The organism is Micromonospora sp. NPDC050187 (genome assembly GCF_044459745.1).
Classification (GTDB): domain Bacteria; phylum Actinomycetota; class Actinomycetes; order Mycobacteriales; family Micromonosporaceae; genus Micromonospora.
On record NZ_JBITJH010000006.1, the window covers coordinates 47,405 to 64,810 of the forward strand.

At 72.8% G+C, this 17,406-nt stretch carries 17 protein-coding genes and 1 pseudogene; 6 read left to right on the forward strand and 12 right to left on the reverse strand.

Annotation, left to right across the window (positions count from 1 at the left end; all coding sequences use genetic code 11):
* Nucleotides 1–70 precede the first annotated feature (70 nt).
* From ACIBJE_RS11835 to ACIBJE_RS11850, 4 genes and pseudogenes are all read right to left on the reverse strand, one after another.
* The gene (locus tag ACIBJE_RS11835) at nucleotides 71–1,273 is read right to left on the reverse strand and encodes a helix-turn-helix domain-containing protein (RefSeq protein WP_396746829.1); all 1,203 of its coding nucleotides are present in this window, start codon (nucleotides 1,271–1,273) and stop codon (nucleotides 71–73) included.
* Entirely contained in the window at nucleotides 1,260–1,424 is a 165-nt protein-coding gene (locus ACIBJE_RS11840) for a hypothetical protein (protein WP_396746832.1), read from the reverse strand. Before ACIBJE_RS11840 ends, ACIBJE_RS11835 begins: the two co-directional genes overlap by 14 nt.
* A 175-nt stretch (nucleotides 1,425–1,599) precedes the next feature.
* Complete coding sequence (locus ACIBJE_RS11845) at nucleotides 1,600–2,913, reverse strand: helix-turn-helix domain-containing protein (protein ID WP_396746835.1); 1,314 nt, start codon at nucleotides 2,911–2,913, stop codon at nucleotides 1,600–1,602.
* A 123-nt stretch (nucleotides 2,914–3,036) separates the two neighbouring features.
* A pseudogene (locus ACIBJE_RS11850) lies at nucleotides 3,037–3,150 on the reverse strand (transcriptional regulator); the annotation flags it as partial.
* A gap of 671 nt (nucleotides 3,151–3,821) precedes the next feature.
* On the opposite strand from ACIBJE_RS11850, the gene ACIBJE_RS11855 reads away from it, so the two are divergent.
* Both ACIBJE_RS11855 and ACIBJE_RS11860 read left to right on the forward strand, forming a co-directional pair.
* Entirely contained in the window at nucleotides 3,822–4,304 is a 483-nt protein-coding gene (locus ACIBJE_RS11855; RefSeq protein ID WP_396746836.1) for a hypothetical protein, read from the forward strand.
* A 96-nt stretch (nucleotides 4,305–4,400) separates the two neighbouring features.
* The gene (locus ACIBJE_RS11860; RefSeq protein WP_396746839.1) at nucleotides 4,401–4,952 is read left to right on the forward strand and encodes an FAD-dependent oxidoreductase; all 552 of its coding nucleotides are present in this window, start codon (nucleotides 4,401–4,403) and stop codon (nucleotides 4,950–4,952) included.
* Here ACIBJE_RS11860 and ACIBJE_RS11865 read toward each other — a convergent pair.
* The 5 genes from ACIBJE_RS11865 to ACIBJE_RS11885 form a co-directional block, all read right to left on the reverse strand.
* A complete protein-coding gene (locus ACIBJE_RS11865; protein ID WP_396746842.1) occupies nucleotides 4,936–6,684 on the reverse strand; it encodes a choice-of-anchor D domain-containing protein in 1,749 nt (582 codons plus the stop codon). The two genes, ACIBJE_RS11860 and ACIBJE_RS11865, sit on opposite strands and share 17 nt — an antisense overlap.
* A 131-nt stretch (nucleotides 6,685–6,815) precedes the next feature.
* Entirely contained in the window at nucleotides 6,816–8,075 is a 1,260-nt protein-coding gene (locus ACIBJE_RS11870; RefSeq protein WP_396746845.1) for a hypothetical protein, read from the reverse strand.
* A 158-nt stretch (nucleotides 8,076–8,233) separates the two neighbouring features.
* On the reverse strand, nucleotides 8,234–9,160 hold the full coding sequence (locus ACIBJE_RS11875; RefSeq protein WP_396746848.1) for a hypothetical protein: 927 nt from the start codon (nucleotides 9,158–9,160) through the stop codon (nucleotides 8,234–8,236).
* A complete protein-coding gene (locus ACIBJE_RS11880; RefSeq protein WP_396746851.1) occupies nucleotides 9,157–10,299 on the reverse strand; it encodes a WxL protein peptidoglycan domain-containing protein in 1,143 nt (380 codons plus the stop codon). The genes ACIBJE_RS11875 and ACIBJE_RS11880 overlap by 4 nt, the downstream gene beginning before the upstream one ends.
* A 33-nt stretch (nucleotides 10,300–10,332) precedes the next feature.
* Nucleotides 10,333–11,859 (reverse strand): HtaA domain-containing protein, encoded by a 1,527-nt coding sequence (locus ACIBJE_RS11885; protein ID WP_396746853.1) that lies wholly within the window; start codon nucleotides 11,857–11,859, stop codon nucleotides 10,333–10,335.
* A 136-nt stretch (nucleotides 11,860–11,995) separates the two neighbouring features.
* Between ACIBJE_RS11885 and ACIBJE_RS11890 the strand changes: the two genes are divergently transcribed.
* Genes ACIBJE_RS11890 through ACIBJE_RS11905 form a run of 4 tightly spaced genes read left to right on the forward strand, consistent with a single transcriptional unit; the run spans nucleotide 11,996 to nucleotide 15,712 of the window.
* Complete coding sequence (locus tag ACIBJE_RS11890) at nucleotides 11,996–12,838, forward strand: hypothetical protein (protein ID WP_396746856.1); 843 nt, start codon at nucleotides 11,996–11,998, stop codon at nucleotides 12,836–12,838.
* Nucleotides 12,835–13,851, forward strand: a complete 1,017-nt coding sequence (locus ACIBJE_RS11895) for a hemin ABC transporter substrate-binding protein (RefSeq protein ID WP_396746859.1) — start codon at nucleotides 12,835–12,837, stop codon at nucleotides 13,849–13,851. The genes ACIBJE_RS11890 and ACIBJE_RS11895 overlap by 4 nt, the downstream gene beginning before the upstream one ends.
* A complete protein-coding gene (locus ACIBJE_RS11900; protein ID WP_396746862.1) occupies nucleotides 13,848–14,876 on the forward strand; it encodes a FecCD family ABC transporter permease in 1,029 nt (342 codons plus the stop codon). The genes ACIBJE_RS11895 and ACIBJE_RS11900 overlap by 4 nt, the downstream gene beginning before the upstream one ends.
* A complete protein-coding gene (locus ACIBJE_RS11905; RefSeq protein WP_396746865.1) occupies nucleotides 14,873–15,712 on the forward strand; it encodes a heme ABC transporter ATP-binding protein in 840 nt (279 codons plus the stop codon). The genes ACIBJE_RS11900 and ACIBJE_RS11905 overlap by 4 nt, the downstream gene beginning before the upstream one ends.
* 108 nt (nucleotides 15,713–15,820) lie before the next feature.
* On the opposite strand, the gene ACIBJE_RS11910 is transcribed toward ACIBJE_RS11905, so the two are convergent.
* The 3 genes from ACIBJE_RS11910 to ACIBJE_RS11920 form a co-directional block, all read right to left on the reverse strand.
* Nucleotides 15,821–16,126 (reverse strand): DUF2470 domain-containing protein, encoded by a 306-nt coding sequence (locus ACIBJE_RS11910; protein ID WP_396746868.1) that lies wholly within the window; start codon nucleotides 16,124–16,126, stop codon nucleotides 15,821–15,823.
* Nucleotides 16,123–16,764 carry a heme oxygenase (biliverdin-producing) gene (locus tag ACIBJE_RS11915; RefSeq protein WP_396746871.1) on the reverse strand — a complete coding sequence of 214 codons (642 nt, stop codon included), beginning with the start codon at nucleotides 16,762–16,764 and terminating at the stop codon, nucleotides 16,123–16,125. Before ACIBJE_RS11915 ends, ACIBJE_RS11910 begins: the two co-directional genes overlap by 4 nt.
* A 230-nt stretch (nucleotides 16,765–16,994) precedes the next feature.
* Nucleotides 16,995–17,270 carry a hypothetical protein gene (locus ACIBJE_RS11920; protein ID WP_396746874.1) on the reverse strand — a complete coding sequence of 92 codons (276 nt, stop codon included), beginning with the start codon at nucleotides 17,268–17,270 and terminating at the stop codon, nucleotides 16,995–16,997.
* Between the last annotated feature and the right edge of the window lie 136 nt (nucleotides 17,271–17,406).

Genomic DNA, 17,406 nt, shown 5'->3' on the forward strand with positions numbered 1-17,406 from the left:
GAACGGCGCGGGCGGTGAGGATCAGTCGGTTGCGGATCTGCGCCAGAGACAGGTGCGGGCCGGTCACCGTTCAGCCCACCCCGAGGGCGTCGGCGAGCTGGGTGAGCGTGGCCGGGGCGTCCGGGTCGCGGGCGACCTGGGCGAGCACGTCCCGGCCCACCGGCCGGTGCCGGATCTCGGCCGGCGCGATCCGCTCGACGTCGACCAGCACCCGCCCGGCGGCGACCGGGTCACCCACCTCGAGGTACGCGCGGGCAGCGTCGAGCAGGTGCGCGGCACGATGCTCCACGGCCAGCCAGCGCCAGTCCTCCCGCTGGATGGCCTTCTCGTGCCACGCCACCGCATCGCGGGCGTCGCCCAGCTCCACGGCTACGGCGGCACGGGCCAGGGCCACGGCGGTGGGTCCGAACCCGGTTCGGTGGTGGTCATGCCCGTCGCCGACCCGTTCGGCCATGTCGGCAGCGTCGCCGAGCAGTTCAGCGGCGGCAACGTCGTCCCCGTGAGTGGCTGTTGCCAGGGCAGCTTGGACGAGCAACGTGCCGCACAGGGACAGCTCGGCCGGGCTGCCGTACTCGATCACGGGTGGGGCGATCCGGTACGCGGCGGCCAGCATCGCCGACTTCGCCACCCGTACCCGCCCGGAGGCGCGGAGCACCTGCCCGAGCTGCACGGCTGCGGCGGCGACCAGGACCCGGTCACCGGTCGCGGCGGCCATGGCCCGGTCGACGGCCAGCCACGCCAGCTCGGCGTCACCGAGCTTGGCCAGCAGCGACGCGGTAATCCGGTACGCCTCGACCAGCGGCACCCGGCCTGCCCCCGGATCGCGGGCATGGGTGCGTTGCGCATCGGTCAACAGGTCCGGCAGCAGGTCGGTCACCTTCGGATAGCGGGCGTGCTGGAAGGTCGTCCAGGCGTGTTCGACCTCGCGGGTCAGCCGGTCGACCGGCAGCACCGGACGGCGACCCGCCGGCCGCGCGAGCGCGATCTCGTACCGGGACAACGCCGTCCGGATGCGCTCGACATCTGCGGTCCGCTCGGTCCCCTCTGCGGGCTGGGCGTCCCGGCCCAGCAACACTGCCGTGTCGATGCGCAGGACGGCGGCGATGTCCTGAAGGGTCGACACCTTGTCGAGCGAACGGACACCGCGCTCGACCTTGTCCACCCAGCTCTTCGACTTGCCCAGCCGATCGGCGAACACCTGCTGCGACAGCTTCCGCCGCCCCCGCCAGTACGCCACCCGCCGACCGACCGGCAACAGCTCAGTCCTGTCCACGACGCCACCGCCGATCCGGCACCGCCCGGGTGATCTCCTCCACCGGTATTCGATCCGTCTCGGTCTGCGCGAGAAGCCGCTGCTTTGCCGCTTCCCGTTCCGCCTGCTGGATCCGTTCGCCTCTGCTGTGGTTCGGAGCGTCGTCGCTCATTCCCGCCTCCCTTGGGAAGGGGCGCGGCGACCCTGCTCCTGCAAAGGCCGATGCCGCCACGCCCCAACCGGGGCGCGCAAGTTGCAGCCGTAGCGGTACCGGATGGTCCGTACGTGTCGCGCCCCGAACACAGCCTGTGACGACTCGGCTAAGTGATCCAGGCGGACGCCGTCCGCTACTGTCCGCCGAGCCGCCCGCGACCGACGGCGGACAGGTCAGCGGCCCGGTCCAGGAACTCGTTCACTGCCGCCACGTCCGGAGCAGCCTCGGACAGGATCCGACCCAGCTCAGCCACTCGCCGGACCGCTCGGTGCGACTGCGCCCGCCGAGCCATCTCCAGTGCTCGCCCAGCCGCCCCGGCCGCCTGCTCGACCTCCCCTGCCTGAACCAGACCTTCGGCGAGCCACGTGAGATACAGCGACGTCTCCCGGGGCACCTCGTGGCCGTAGCGGGCGGTCACCCGTTCCAGGATCGGCACCGACCACAGCGGCCGGCGCAACTCCGTCCACACCCGGCCCGTCATGATTTCCACCTCGTCGGGAGTCAGCCAGTACGCCCACGGTGGAACAGCGTCCGGGTCACGGGTCGGGTACACCTTCTCCACCACGCCCAATGCCCGCTCGGCCAGGTCCGCCTCGCCGACCCGGGCATGCGCCCACGCGACCCGTTCCAGCAGCAACGCCCGCCCGGTGGCCTCGGCGGCCTGCCGGCCACCCGCGTACGCAGACCGAGCCAGGGTGACCGCCTCGCGTCGGTCTCCGATACTCGCCTCGAGATAGCTCAGCGTGCTGAGGCAGTTGGCCGCGCTGGCCGCGTCTCCGGCCGCATGCGCGGCCCGCATGCCAACCAGGTAGTACCGGCGCGCGTCCCCAGCCTGGCCAGCATCCTCTGCGACGAATCCGGCAAGCTGACACAGGTCCGCGACTACGGCCAGCAGTCGACGGCCGACCACCTCGGAATGCGTGCCCTCACGGAGCAGGCCGGCGGACGCGTCCAGCTCGACCGCGACCATCGCATACGTCTCGGCGCCGCCGACGTGATCATCCAGACGACGGAGCTGCCGCACCCGACGCTCGACGCGATCCACCGTCTCGGCTCCCACCCGCCGGCCGGCGCTCAGCTCGTAACGCTGCGGAGGTTCCGCGATCAGCCACTGATGCGCCAACTCGGCAGCGTTGTCCGGAGTCGGGACCGTGGTGACGAGCAGGTCGGCAAGGTGCTCGGCGTCGCGGTGCCGCCAGCGCGTGCCGCAGTCGAGCATCCATCGCCCGTCGTCATGGATACACGCGAGAGCGGCCAGTTCACCTCCGGCGTCCAGAGCCGCGTCCAGCGCCTGGGCAGCATCCGCCGTGGGTGGCTTGCGTCCGTGCGCCAGGTCGTGGAGGTAGCTCTTGCCGTAGTAGGTGCGGGCGGCGAGTGCCCGGTACGTGATACCTCGTTCCTTGAGCAGCGCGCGCAGACGTACGGCAAACCGCGAAGAGGCAGACACGACGGATGCTCCCAGGTGAAGATGCGGTCGGCAGCACCGCCGGCCGCTACTCCGACAGGCCGCCACTTCGGACCGTACCCGAAAGCTATCCGAGAGTGACGGCCAGCACCCGCCCAACTACCTGAGGCGAGCGGACGCGGACCGTCGTGGCCGGTCGCCACCGTCACCGCGCGGATCCAACTCGGCCAAAGCGATTCGGGCGACCTGCTCGGCAGCCGGGTCGCCCGCCCAGGCGGCGCTGCTGCCTCTCACCGCTACCAGCGACTTGTCGACGTCTGACGGTGTCTTGTACCCCATCTGCGCCCCAGCAGACTGCCGCACCTCCAGCCTCCCCGGTAGGCAGCCGCAGTGGGTAGACCAAATCTCATACCTACTCCGGCCGGACGCTTACCCGCCGACCGCCGAGAAAGGTCTTGTAACGCTCCCTACGCTCGAACGAAGACAAGGGCCAGATCGCAGGGCGCCCGACCTCTTTATAGAGGTGCAATATCTCGTCCTGCGACATAGCCACTCCCACATGAGCGCCATACGGGTCCTGAGTAGAGTTGAAGAGGACCAGGTCGAGGGGCCTGATCGAGTCCGGGGTGACAGGCTCCGGTTCGACGGCCGACCAGAGTTCACTGGAACGCAACGGCGGCACGTATAGATCGAACAACGCCAGGACCGAGTAGGCATACCGCTGGCAATTCGCACCCGCACTCACCGGGGAAACCGGGCGGGACGGTGGATGGCAGGTGCCGTCGTAGGGCGCATCCCAGACCCACGATGGCCACCCACCCAGCGGCGTGGGCCATCCCGGTGTCAGACCTGCCAGGCGCTCATTCCAAAGCCCCACGGCCTTGTCCCTGTCGCTCATGGCATCCAACGTAGACAGCCGAGGTCAGCCGTCGCGCCCGTAGGATCTGCTGATGATCGAACCGTCGCTGGCAACCCGGGCGTCGTTGCGGCACGTCATGCCGATCGTGGCACCGGTGCCGATGGCCGAACTGCCGACTCGCACGTGGTCCGACGAGCAGTGGGAACGGATCAAGCTCGGCTACGAGGCTTGGGACATGGACGAGAAGTGGATGGTGTTCGTTGAGGGCCAGGTCGCGTTCCTGCATCGCAGCTGGACCGGCAACGGGATCTTCGAAGCATCGTTTTCGCCTGTCGACGGCGGTGGTTGGTGTATCTCGGCGGGGACGGTGGAGTCTGACCCGTCGCGTTACCGTCGCAGCTCCGATCGATATGACCGGGTGATGGTCGAGCTTGTGCTCAGCGCGATCGTGCTCGGTGAGCCTGCCGTGGACCTGCGCGCCGAGATGGTCGAGCTGACGATGCAGAAGACCGGGCGCACCGACGTTCCTGCAGGCCTCATCGAACACAGCGCGCTCGGGCTGAGATCGAGCTAGCGTTCCTCGTCTTAATCCCGTTTACGGCAGTCGTCGGTCAGCGGGCGTCGACCCATCCGCACGGCCGGAGCCGCTGCGGACAGTAAGGTCGTCAACGTGTTGAGCGGACCGGCGGGTAGGCACGTAGTCGTCGTCGGAGCTGGCATTGTCGGCGCGTCGGTGGCCTATCACACCGCCCGGGCGGGCGCCACCGTGACGTTGGTCGACGCCGGGTGGCCAGGTGCCGGCGTGACGGCGGACTCGTTCGGCCCGTCCGGGGTCGGCCGCTCATTCCCTGAGTCGGAAGCGCGCTCGGTTCCCCTCGATGATGAGATTGAACAGTTGCACCGGCGTTCCGTGAGGATCTGTCAGGGTCACGCTTTCCAGGATGTGTTTCGATGCAAGAGCCGCGCGTTCGAAATCCCCGGTTCTCAAGCCGTCGACAGCGTCGATGAAGAAGTCACGCAGTTCATGCTCGAACGAGCCGAACGGATGGAATTCGCCGTCCGTCCAGAACATGTCGTAGAACCCGCACCCCCGAATCTCGCCCACGAGTTCTCGGCCCAGAAAGAGGCGCCAGGTTTCCCCGTCCGGCTGAGGTTCTCGCATGCCGCGCACTCTACCTGCGACGACACGGCCATCAACCGTGTCGTCAGCGGCGGCGGGTGAAGACGCCCGGCTGGGCCGTCGGGGACTGCACCAGGAACGCCCCGCTGGTCACCGTACCGACCGCCGGCACCGACGCGACCGCCGTCCGAGGGCCGGCCGGCGCGTCGGCGAAGACCACCATCGGTACGGCGAACCGGCCGGCCGCGTCGGCGACCACGGTCACCGCGCCGGTGCCGCCGGCCCAGGTCACCGTCACCGGCTGGCCCGGCGGGAAGTCCCGCCCGAGACCGGTGACGACCTGGCCGGGTCGCCCCACGCCCGGGTTGAACTGGAAACTCGGGCTACGGCCGGCGACCTGGACGGTAAGCGCCTGCGTCGCCTGCCCGCCGGTGTCGGTCGAGCTGGCCAGGGTGAGCACCGCCTTGGCGACCCCGACGGTCCGGGGCGTCGCGCCGACGTCCAGGGTGCAGGACTCGCCGACGGCGAGCACCGGGTTGCAGGTGTTCGCGGCGACGGTGAAGACGTCCGGCAGCGTGGCGGACGCGACCAGCAACGAAGCCGTCCCCGACGCAGCCGGCGCGAGCGTGGCGGCCACGCGGAGCGGGTAGTCGCCGGTGTTGCTGAGGGTCACCCGACGGGTCGGCGTGGCGACACCGAGGGACGCCTCGCCCAGGTCGAGCAGGGTGGTGTCGGAGTGCAGCACGGGCACGTCCGGGGCGGCCCCGGTGACCTGCACCACCAGCCGGTCCGGTCCCTCCTGGAGGATGCCGTCCACGGTGAACTCGGCCCGGCAGGCGTACTCGCCGTTGCGGGCCTTCGGGTCGACCCGGACGGCGAGGACGAAGTCGACGCTGTCGCCGCTGTCGACGGTCCGTTCGGCGGGTGTCACGTCGGCGGTGAGCTGCGGGTCGCAGTCGGAGATCCGGGCGGCGACGGTGGCCTGGATGGCCCGGATGCCGGTGAGGATCGCGGTGGAGACCTCGCCGGCGCTGGCCGCCTTCAGCAGTACCCCGCCGGTGCGGGCGGTGATCTCGGTGAACTGCCCCGTCTGGTCGAGGCTGGACAGCGGGGAGGCGGTGACGTCGACCGCCACCACCCGGACGCCCCGGGCGGTCAGCGCGGCTACCGTCCCGGCGAGGTCGTCGCCGAGAACCGGGTCGTGTGACGGGGCGTCCCCGAAGATCACCACGATCGGGCTGCTCTCGGCGCGGAAGCCGACCGCGCCGCTGGCGATCCGGGACAACGCGTGGAGGTTCGCCTCCGGGGTGTCCCCGCCGCCGGCCGCGGTCCAGGTGTTCACCGCCTCCTGCACGGCGGCCGGGTCGCCGGTGAGGTCTTGGTTGACCCGGAAGGCGTACTCGTCGGTCGCGTCCCGGTACTCGGTGACCGCGAACCGGGCGTCCGGCTGCACGGCGCTGATGTCCCCGACGATCCGGCGGGCGTTGGCCTTCACGTCCGCCAGCGCCAGGCCCATGCTGCCGGTGGTGTCGGCGAGCAGCACCACGTCCGGACGGGGCGGCACGGTGGTGGTGGTCACCGTACGGGTGAGCGTCGCCGCGCCGCCCGGGGTCAGCCCGATCGTCGTGCCGTCCGTCCCGCCGGTCGGCGGGAGGGGGGTGGTCGGCGGGACAGGGGCGTCGGCGACGCTGATCCGGAACTCCGCGCCGCCGCCGCTGGTCGGTGCCGCCAGCAGCGCGGCGTACCCGGCCGGTGGGGCGGCGCTGGCCACCAGGAGGCCCACGACGGCCAACGCCGACGCGGTCCGCAGCGGACGGGAGGCGAAAGTGGCCATGCCGGGCAGTAAAGTCCGTCCGGCCGGTGCCGCGCAGCGGATGGCCGGACAGACCTTGGTGCAGTCCTCCCTGCCCCTGCGGGCAGCACCGACCGCACCCGGGTCCCGCGTCGACCGGCCCCGCGTCGGGGTCAGTCCAACACCCGCACCGTCATGCCGTCCGAGCACCGACGGACCACGGCCACCAGGCTGCCCTGGTGGCTCGCCTTGACCGGAGTGACGGTGAAGTGCGCCTTGCGACCCTTGCCGTGCCGCACCACGTAGCTCTCCGCGTCGCCACCGACCCACAGGTCGCCGAAGGTCTTCAGCACGTTGTAGATCGGGGTGTTCATGTCGTTCTCGTCGACGTAGAACATCACCAGGTCCTTGTACTGGACGTAGTGGGTGTACGCGCCGTCGGTGTCGAGGGTGGCGATGATCCCGGTGTTGTGCGCGTTCAGCGCCGAGTCGATGGTGACCTCCACGTGCACGGACGTACCCATCACGTTGATCGTGATCCGCTCGTCCCGGTAGGCCTTCACCGGACGGGACGCCATCGCCTCGTCCATGTGCTCGACGAACTCACCCAGGTCCACCCCCCAGCTGCCCAGGTGTGCCTGCGCCTCGTCCCAGCTCATCTGCCCGGGCAGGAACGCGTTGGCCTCGGGATTGATGGTGAAGGCGACCCCGAGCCGGAACGAGTGGGACAGCCAGGGGTAGCGCTGCCCGGCGACCTCGTCCGGCTCGCTGAACTGCACGCCGCGCCTGCGGACGACGGTGACCATGCCCTCCTCGTCCGCCGAGGAGTCGTCCGGCTCGTCCGGGTACTCGTCGTACGAGGACTCGTCCGTCCCGCCCCCCGGGAAGTCCGGGTCGTCGTCCACCCGTTCCTTGCCCTTGCCCTGCTCCTGCTCCGCCTGGTACGTCTTCGCCTCGTGGGCGAGGTGCAGGCAGTCGTCGAGGAAGGCGTCCAGCACCCCGCCGTCGCGCAGCACCGCGACCGACGACTCCTGGAGTTCCTCCCGCCACTTCCGGAAGGTGTCCGGGTCGGCCGTCAGCGCGTCGGCCAGCACCGCCACCTCGCTGTCGTCGCGGACCTGGACGGGCACGTTCCCGAACTGGGCGGAGGTGCGCTCCAGCGCGGTGAGCATCGCGCGGTCCTCCCACGGCCGGGCGACCCGCCGGTGGAAGGTCTCCATCGTCTCCGTGACGTTGTCGCCGTGGTGGTTGGTCACCAGCAGGTACTCCACGGCCCGGATGAACTCCCGGGAGTCCGCCGGGTGCCGCTCGTCGACCCACCTGCCGAACATCCGCGTGCCGTAGTCACCGTCGAGGACGGTGGCGAACTCCACGGCGGCGAAGTACGCGGGGTCGGAGGCAGCGTCGTGCCAGTAGGTCTCTCGCCAGGTCATGACCGCTCTTCTCACTCGGCGACAGTCGACGCGCTCACCCTGGCGCACGGGTGCCCACGCCGACACGCACGGTTGGCGGTCTTCCGGGCAGTCCGGACTGCCTCACCGGGCAACACCCGCGCGGCAACGTCGCGGTGGGCTCCGTCGGTCCCTGGCCCTCATCGCGGTGGCCGGTCCCGCTGCCCCGGAGCCGGCCGCCGAGCGGGGCCGGTCCGGGGACGACGTCGGCGCAACTCCACCGCCAGCAGAACGACGACGGCGACGCCGAGCAGCGCGGTCGGTCCCCACGGCCGGCTCTCGACGGAGGCCCGGAACGGGGCCGCCACCCCGGCGGTGACCACCCGGCCCTCGATGGTCCAGGTCCCGAGGGCCAGGGCCGGCAGGGACACCGGGACGCGTACCGCACGCTCCTCCCCCACCGCGAGATCGGGCACGGTCGGGGGTGGGACGAAGCCGCTCGGGTCGTCGCCCCGCCCCACGGTCACCGACAGGGTGACGGCGGCGGGCGCGGTGCCGTCGTTGCGCAGCCGCACCACCAGCGTGATCCGGGCCGGCCCGCCGAGCCGGCTCCACCAGCCCGGATCACGCTCGATCGCCACGGCGGTGACCACCGGCGGGGTGGTGGCCCGGTGCTCCCCGGCGGGAGCGGGCCGGGCACCCGGGGCACCGGTCAGCGCCAGCGGCGCGGCGGCGGTGAGCCGGCGGTCCAGCGTGGTCACCCGCACCTGGCAGGGGCAACCACCGGGCGGTACGGCGGCGGTCAACGCGGCACCGCCGAGGCCGGTGCCGGAGAGGTGGGTCTGCACCGACGAGTCGACCGCGCACCCGGTCGGCACGGTGCCGCACACCTCGATCACCACGGTGCCGGCCGGCCAGCCCGTGAGCCGGACGAGCACCCGGCCGCCCGGTCGTACCTCGGCCCGGTCCAGCGTCACCGTCGGCGCCGCCGGGGTGGCCGCCGGGGCGGGGGCCGCCGCGACGACCCACACGGCTGCCGCGACCGGGTTCGGGACCGCCCCGCCGGCCGGCGCCACGGCCATGAACATCCCGACGGCCAGGGCGGCGGTTCGGCGCGGGAGCCTCATCCGGCCGACGTGGTCGCGGCGGCGGCAGGCGTGGGCCCGGCCTCGGCAGGTGCGGTCCCGGCGCCGGCCGCGCGGGCACGCCGACGGGTGCGTAGCCGCGTGACGATCAGCCACGCCACCCCGGCCAGCAGCACCGCCACCCAGACCCAGGGCATCGCCCAGGTCGAGGCGGTACGGCTCAGCGTCGGCAGCGGACCGTCCACGGTGGCCGGATCCACGGCGACCCGGACGCTCAGCCGGCCGGTCGGGACGATGCCGTTGATCTGCTCGGTCACCACGAAGGCGGCCCCGGGCAGCAGTTCGGGCACGGCGACCGGCTCGGTCCCGGCGAGCCGCCAGCCGAACGGGGCGGCGACGTGCACCTGCCCGCTGCCGGTGAGCCGGACGTTGCCGGTGTTCCGCAGCCGGTAGCTGACCACGACCGGGCCGGTGCCGAACGGGTTGACCGGGTTGTCGTACGCGATCCGAAGGGCCTCGACCTCCAGCGCGGGACGGACCGCACCGGCCACCCGGAGGTAGATCCGGGCGGCCACCCGGCGGTCGACGGTGACGGTCCGGCCGGCGGCGTCGGCCCGCACTCCGGCGGCCGAGACGACGATGCCGCCGGCGTGGTCCCCGGGACTGGCGTTGGCCGGCACGGTCACCTGGAACGGCACGACCACGCGTTTCCCGGCGGGTATCCGGTAGGTCCGTTCGGCGATGGTCACCCACGAGCCGACGTCGGTCGCCGGCCGGCTGGCGGGTTGCAGGGCGAAGCCACCGTCGCCGGTGGTGAACGCGTCGGCCCCGTAGACCGCGAACGTCATCGGGGTGCGGCTCAGGTTGGTGATCGCGACCCGGTCCTCGATCCGTCGGCCGGGCGCGGCGTCGTACACGAAGTAGGCGCGTCCGGTGGGGCCGGACGCGCTGGACGGCTGGACCGCCCAGGTGAAGCCGTCGGCGGCGCCGGACGGGGCGGCCGGGACCGGCGTGGCGGGAGCCGGGGCCGCGTGCAGGGCCGCCCGGGGTGGGGCGGCGACGGCGGCGGCCGGTCCACCGGCCAGCACGGTGACGATCGCGGCGAGCGCCGCGACCACGTTGGGTACGGCACCGGCACGGCGGCCGGTGGTCGTCAGGTGCGGGTGAGGGCACCTCGTCATCGTCGGTCGCACAACAAGGTGCCCTTCCGCTCGTCAGGACAGGGTCAGGGTGAGGGTGGCGGTGTAGTCACCGGGCGCGGTGGATGCCGGCACGCCGAGGTCGAGCGCCGCGCCGCACTGGAAGGTGCCCGCGCTGGCTCCGGCCGCCGCGCCGCAGAGCGTGCGCGCGCCGCCCAGCCCGGTGCCGGCGCCCGGCACCGCGCGGCCGCCCGGGGTGACCGTTCCGGCCGCACCGACCAGGCCGTCGGTGACCACCGACGCGCTCGGCGTCCAGCCGAGGTTGTCGGCGGCGATGACCCCGCCGGGGGTGCCGGTGAAGTCCTCCACCTGCCCGACGACGTTCCAGCCGGCGTTGCTGCCCCGCAGGTCGCTGACCGTGACGGCGTTGAGCGCACCGCCGGCCACCGCGCCCGGGGCGGCGGCGGAGAGCGCCACCGACGCACCGGCCGAGGTCAGGGTCAGCGGCCCGGTCTGGAGCACCTGCGTGGTGATCTCCTGGTCCGCACCGCCGCCGCCCGGCCCGCCGGAGCCCGCGAAGGTGATCGGGGTGGCGGTGTCCTGGCTCCGGTCGGCGGAGCCGTGCGCGGCGAAGGTCAGCACGTAGCACTGGGTCGCCGTGCAGTCGACCGCGTCCCCGTTCCCGTCGGTGTACGTCGGCAGCACGTCCAGCGTGGTGCTGAAGGTGCCGTCAGCGTTCAGTTTGGCCTGCCCGCCGGAGGAGGACGCCGCCTTGTGCACCCACTTGACCGGCTTGTAGGGGCGGGCGTTCGTCCAGAACTCGGCGTTCTTCGGTCCGAAGGCGACGTAGAAGCCGACACCGCCGTTGGCGTCGGCGTCGAAGCCCGAGCCGGTCACGGTCAGCGTCGCGCCGGCCGGATCGACCGCCGCCGACGGGGTCACGGTGACCGAGGGGGTGGCCGGTCCACCGCCGCTGCCGGTGCCGAAGCCGAACGACAGCGGATCGAGGACCGTGCCGGCGGCGAAGAAGCCGTTGAAGGCGGTCGCGCCGGTGGCGGTCATCGTGGTGGTCAGGTTGCTCCAGTTCACCGTGTCGCCGGAGACGACCGGGGCGACACCGGAGGTGCCGAGGGTGGCGATCTCGGCCTGGTCCAGGCTGACCGGCTCGAAGCCGCCCCCGCTGACCTCCAGGTCGACGTCGGCGCGCAGGGAGCCGCCGGCCGCGTCCACCTGCACCGTGGGGTTGGCCAGCGTGATGGTGAAGAAGTGCGCCGGGTACGAGAAGACGACCGTCCCGCCGTAGCGGACGGTGGTCGCGCCGCTCGCGGCGTCGTACGTCCCGCCGGTGGCGGCGAACCGGAACGTGCCGTCGGTGTTGCGGGTGGCCCCGTCCTCGACGGCGATCGGCGGGTTGCCGTTGCCGGTCGAGACGTAGCTGCGGAACGAACTCTTGAAGCCCCAGTCGAGGCTTCCCCCGCTGACGTCGACGGGTGCCGCCACGGCGGTGCCGACGACGCTCAGCGACGCGGCGGCGCCGAGCACGGCCGCCGCCGCCCAGGGAATCGACCGGCGGAACGGGCCGCCGGTCCGGAGTACGGGCATCGGGTGTTCCTCTCTTTCAGGGGAGGGTCGACTTAGGTTAGCCTCACCTAACTGATCGGAGAATCCACTGAACACCCTCTTGCGCCGACCGCAAGATCTTCTTAGGTTAGCCTAACCTAAATAAGAGGAGGTCACGATGACTGCCCGCCTGGTGACGGCACTGGTCGGCACCGCCGTGGTCGCGACGGGTGTGTTCACCGCCGCTCCGGCCCACGCCGACACGGTCGGCAACGGACCGAACGGTCAGCGACTGTCCGTCAGCCGCACCGCCGACCTGCCCCGGGGTGGCACCACCGTGACCATCTCCGGTTCGGGGTACGACAGCACCAAGGGCATCTACGTCGCGTTCTGCGTCGACAACGGCAGTGGCACGGCCCCCTCGCCCTGCGGCGGGGGCGCCGACATGGGCGGCACCTCCGGCCTGTCGCACTGGATCTCCTCCAACCCGCCCTCCTACGGCGAGGGACTCGCCGTCCCGTACGGATCGGGCGGCACCTTCCGGGTCCAGCTCCGCGTCTCCCCGAAGATCGGCGACGTGGACTGCACCGTCCGCCGGTGCGTGGTGTCCACCCGCAACGACCACACCCGGGGTTCCGACCGCAGCCAGGACGTCCGGATACCGGTCACCTTCGCCGGCGCCGCGGCCGCCCCGACGAGGACCACCGCCGCACCCCCGGCTGCCCCCGCCCCCACCGGCGGCGCACCCGCCGCCCGGCCGACCGGGGGCGTACCCGCCACGGCCCAGCCGACCGGCGGCACCGCCGGGGTGACCGCCTCCGCCGGGGCCGCCGCGCCGGCCGACGGCGGCGGGGCCGGCGGCCCCGGCGCGACCGCCGGCGGAACGGACCCGGCCGCCACCCAGGTCACCGAGAGCGCCGGCACCGGCCGGTGGTGGACCGTCGTGACGGCCGGTCTCGCCGTCCTGCTCGTCGCGCTCGCTGCGGTGCGCGTCCGCAACCGTCGCCGGGAGCGGTCGTGAGACGACCGGTCCTCCTGCTCGCCGCCCTGGTCCTGCTCGGTGGCACGGTGACCGCCTGCGGTCCGGGCGGCACCCCGACCGCCACACCGGCCGCCAGCTGCGGCCCCACCACCGCCGTGGTCACCGACACCGACGTCGACCCGGTCGGCCCCGACCCGGGCAGCGCCCTGCCGGTCACCGTCGAATCGGCCGACGGGACCAGGGTCACCGTCACCAATGCCAGCCGGATCCTGCCGGTGAACCTCTACGGCTCGATCGCCGAGATCGTGTTCAGCCTCGGCCTCGGTGACCGGGTGGTGGGCCGGGACACCTCGACCACCTTCCCCGCCGCCGCCCACCTGCCGGTGGTCACCCCCACCGGGCACGACCTCTCCACCGAGGCGATCCTCCGGCTGGCCCCCACCCTCGTGCTGGCCGACGAGAGCATCGGCCCGCCCGAGGCGCTCAAGCAGCTTCGCCGCTCCGGCATCGCGGTGGTGCTGGTCGACGACGAGCAGACCCTCGCCGCCGTACCGGCGCACATCCGGGCGGTCGCGGCGGCCCTCGGCGTGCCGGAGTCCGGCGAACGTCTGGTCGCCCGGGTCGACGCGGAGATCGTCGCCGCCCGGCGCGCAGCCCCGGAGACCGCCGACCCGCTGCGGATCGCCTTCCTGTACGTGCGCGGCACCGCCGGCGTGTACCTGATGGGCGGCCGGGGCGCCGGATCGGACGAGATGATCAGGGCCATCGGCGCGGTCGACGCCGGCACCGAGATCGGACTCACCAAGTTCCGTCCGCTGACCAGCGAGGGACTGATCAACGCGGCCCCGGACGTGGTCCTGGTGATGTCCGAGGGGCTGGCGTCGGTCAAGGGCGTGGACGGGCTGCTCGCCCTGCCCGGGATCGGGCAGACACCGGCCGGCAAGAACCGCCGGATCGTGGACATGGACGACGGGCTGCTGCTCACCTTCGGGGCCCGCACCGGTCGGGCCATCCAGGCACTGGCCGCGGCCGTCCACGGACCGTGCCGATGAGGCGTGCGGCCCTGCTCGTCGGACTCGGCGGCACGCTCGTCCTGCTCTGCCTCGTCGCCGCCGGCACCGGACAGGTCCGGGTGCCCCCGGCCGAGGTGCTCGGCTCGATCCTGCACCGCATCGGCCTCGACGTCGGCCCGCTGCCCAGCGTCGCCCACGGCGAGGACGCGCTCTGGGTCGTCCGGTTCCCCCGCGTGGTGCTCGCCGTGATCGTCGGGGCGTCGCTCGGCTGCGCGGGTGCGCTGATGCAGGGCGTGTTCTGCAACCCGCTCGCCGAGCCGGGCGTCATCGGCGTCTCCTCCGGCGCGGCCGTCGGCGCGGCCACCGCCATCGTCACCGGGCTCTCCGTTCTCGGCGGGTGGACCGTCGCCGGGGCGGCGTTCCTCGGCGGCCTCGCCGCCACCGCGCTGGTGTACGCGATGTCCCGGACCGACGGACGGACCGAGGTGGTCACCCTGGTGCTGACCGGCATCGCGGTCAACGCCGTGGCCGGGGCGCTGATCGGTCTGCTGATGTTCTTCGGCGACGCGGACGCCGTCCGGGCGATCGCCTTCTGGCAGCTCGGCAGCCTGGCCCAGGCCAACTGGGCGAACGTGGGAATCACCGCACCGTGTGCCGCCGTCGGCATCGCGATCGCCGTCGCCACCGCCCGCCGGCTGGACCTGCTCGCCCTCGGTGACCGGCCGGCCCGGCACCTCGGCGTCGACGTCGAACGGCTGCGGGTGGGCATGATCGGGGTCACCGCCCTGCTCGGCGCGGCGGCCGTCGCCTTCACCGGCGTCATCTCCTTCGTCGGCCTGGTGGTGCCGCACCTGGTACGGATGGTCGCCGGCCCGGGGCACCGGGTGCTGCTGCCGGCCAGCGCGCTCGGCGGCGCGATCGTCGTGGTGGCCAGTGACCTCGCCGCCCGGACCCTGGTCGACTACCAGGAACTGCCGCTCGGGGTGCTCACCGCCGTGGTCGGCGGGCCGTGCTTCTTCTGGCTGCTGCGCCGCACCCGGGCCAGGGCGGGAGGCTGGGGATGAGCCGGCGCTTCCGTCCCCCGGCGCGGCCCGAGCGCGGTGGCGTCCACATGCGGGTGCGTGGCCTGGACGTGCGGCGCGGGGCGAGGGACGTCCTCTCCGGCGTGGACATCGACATCCGCGCAGGCGAACTGCTCGCGCTGGTCGGGCCGAACGGCGCCGGCAAGAGCACCCTGCTCGGCGCGATCTGCGGAGACCTGCCGGTCAGCGCCGGCGCGATCGAGTTCGACGGCGCGCCGCTGCCCGCCTGGACACCGATCGAGCTGGCGCGCCGCCGGGCGATGCTGCCGCAGCGGTCCACCCTGTCGTTCCCGTTCACGGTCGCCGAGATGGTGGCGATGGGCCGCGCACCGTGGACCGGTACGCCACGCGCCGGGGAGGACGACGAGGCCGTCGCGGAGGCGATGCGGCTGACCGGGGTGGAGTCCTTCCCGGGGCGGGTCTTCTCGGCTCTCTCCGGCGGCGAGCAGGCCCGGGTGGCGCTGGCCCGGGTGCTCGCCCAGCGGACCCCGATGCTCCTGCTCGACGAGCCGACCGCCGCGCTCGACCTGCACCACCAGGAACTGGTCCTCACGCTGGCCAGGGACCGGGCCCGCAGCGGCGACACGGTGGTGGTCGTGCTGCACGACCTGGGGCTCGCCGCCGCGTACGCGGACCGGATCGCGTTGCTCGCCGGGGGTCGACTGGTCGCCGACGGGCCGCCGGCCGAGGTGCTCGTCCCGGAGTCGCTCAGCACGGTGTACCGGCACGAGATCGAGGTCCTGCCGCACCCGCGCACCGGTACGCCGCTGGTGCTGCCGAAGCGTCCGGCCGACGAGCCGGCGCCCCGTCCGTCCTGATCGCGCCACGACGGCGAGGGAACCCGACCGAGAAGCTCGACGGCACGCCCCGCCGTAGACGGGCCGGTCTGGCGGTGTTCGGTGCGGTGGCGGGGCGGGGCGGTGGCCTCAGGAGGCGTCGGCGCGGGGCGTGATCCCCAGCTTCTCGCACGCCTCCCGGTACATCCGGGCCGCCTCGGCGCGGATCTGGCGCCGTTCGGTGAGCCGGGTACGGAACGGGATCCGGACCGGCACCGGCGCGCCGTCGACCGTGGCGACGAACTCCATCGCCTCGTCGTCCATCCCGGACATCCGCGCTTCGGTGGCCCGGGGCTGGTCGCCGAGGCCCTGACAGATCAGCCGGCAGTCGTCGGCGTGGTCGTCGTTCATGTGCCGGGCCACGGCGGCGACCACCTCCGGCCCGAAGGTCGTCACGCGACGGCCCCCGGCAGCACGGACCGGCCCAGCTCGGTCAGCATCGCGGTGTTCAGCCGGTAGGCCAGCGAGACCTCGTCCAGGAAGCGCTGCCGCTCCACCTCGTCCCAGGGCACCTCGTCGAGCAGGTTCCGGTAGCGCTCCTTGAAGGCCCGCGCCTCGATGCCGGGGAAGAGGAAGAACCGGACGCCGTCCTCGGCGAGCCCGAACGACCGCTGCACCGCGCGCAGCATGACCTGCCCGCCGGAGAGGTCACCGAGGTACCGGGTGTAGTGGTGCGCGACGTAGCCCGCCGGCCAGGTGAAGGCGATCTCCCGCAGCCGGGCCTGGTACTCCAGGGTCGCCGCTCCCGGGGTGATCCGCGCGGCCCAGTCCGGGCCGTGCAGGAACTCCAGGTCGGCCGCGAGCGCCGGGACCCGGTGCAGTTCGTCGACGACGAAGGGGCCGGCGACCGCGTCGGTCCGCATGACCTCCGCAGCCTCCTCCAGCGTCTGGTAGACGAAGAAGAGCTGTTCGGGCAGGGCCGCGTAGCCGCCCCGGTCCAGCTGGCCGCCGAGCAGGGCGTCGAAGTACCCGAGATGCTGCGCCACCCGATGGTCCGGCCTGGTGCGCTCCCGCAGTTCCGCCGCGAATCCCATGATCCACCTCCGTTAGGCAAGGCTAACCTAAACGGCCGACCAGGGAAAGGGCGTCCCGATGTCGTCGGACGTGGTGCGGCGGGCAGGAGCCCGACGGCCCGACGTGCGGCGGCCAGACCGGCGTCACCGGGTCGTGCGTGAACACCCTCCGGAACCGTGTCCTCCCGGCCCCCGCACGACGCACTCATCGAGTACCGCCTCAAGACCGGCCGTGGTTGCTCAGCCCCCGGTCACCTGCCAGGAGCCGGATGTCCCGGATCGAGGAACGGGGGAAGACCACCCGGCCGAGGAGGGTGAACGTGGTCGGGGCCGAGGGGCAGGGAGACGATCCGGCCGTGCCGGCCGGTGATCTGGAACGCGTAGAGCCGCCCGCCGCGCAGGGTCAGGCCGAAGTGCCGCCCCGGCGAGAGCATCCTCGGCCGGCCGTCGGCCCACACCACGATGCCGTGGCTGGTGGAGGTGACGAAGGACGGGTCCGCCGGAAGGTCACCGATCGCCTGGGGCACGGCGGTCCAGGGGGTGGGCGGTACGGGCTGCCTCGCCGTGCCCGTCGGATGGGCCGCCGTCAAGACCGTCGCAGCGGACCAGGGAGAGGCCACGCCGGTTGCTGCCGCGAACGCGTACCCCCTGGCCGTGTTTGAC

Bases quoted from the DNA above. Each gene is read 5' to 3' on its own strand.
- ACIBJE_RS11840 (WP_396746832.1), bottom strand. From the start codon at position 1,424: ATGAGCGACGACGCTCCGAACCACAGCAGAGGCGAACGGATCCAGCAG.
- ACIBJE_RS11855 (WP_396746836.1), top strand. From the start codon at position 3,822: ATGATCGAACCGTCGCTGGCAACCCGGGCGTCGTTGCGGCACGTCATG.
- ACIBJE_RS11865 (WP_396746842.1), bottom strand. From the start codon at position 6,684: ATGGCCACTTTCGCCTCCCGTCCGCTGCGGACCGCGTCGGCGTTGGCC.
- ACIBJE_RS11870 (WP_396746845.1), bottom strand. From the start codon at position 8,075: ATGACCTGGCGAGAGACCTACTGGCACGACGCTGCCTCCGACCCCGCG.
- ACIBJE_RS11875 (WP_396746848.1), bottom strand. From the start codon at position 9,160: ATGAGGCTCCCGCGCCGAACCGCCGCCCTGGCCGTCGGGATGTTCATG.
- ACIBJE_RS11880 (WP_396746851.1), bottom strand. From the start codon at position 10,299: ATGACGAGGTGCCCTCACCCGCACCTGACGACCACCGGCCGCCGTGCC.
- ACIBJE_RS11885 (WP_396746853.1), bottom strand. From the start codon at position 11,859: ATGCCCGTACTCCGGACCGGCGGCCCGTTCCGCCGGTCGATTCCCTGG.
- ACIBJE_RS11890 (WP_396746856.1), top strand. From the start codon at position 11,996: ATGACTGCCCGCCTGGTGACGGCACTGGTCGGCACCGCCGTGGTCGCG.
- ACIBJE_RS11900 (WP_396746862.1), top strand. From the start codon at position 13,848: ATGAGGCGTGCGGCCCTGCTCGTCGGACTCGGCGGCACGCTCGTCCTG.
- ACIBJE_RS11905 (WP_396746865.1), top strand. From the start codon at position 14,873: ATGAGCCGGCGCTTCCGTCCCCCGGCGCGGCCCGAGCGCGGTGGCGTC.
- ACIBJE_RS11915 (WP_396746871.1), bottom strand. From the start codon at position 16,764: ATGGGATTCGCGGCGGAACTGCGGGAGCGCACCAGGCCGGACCATCGG.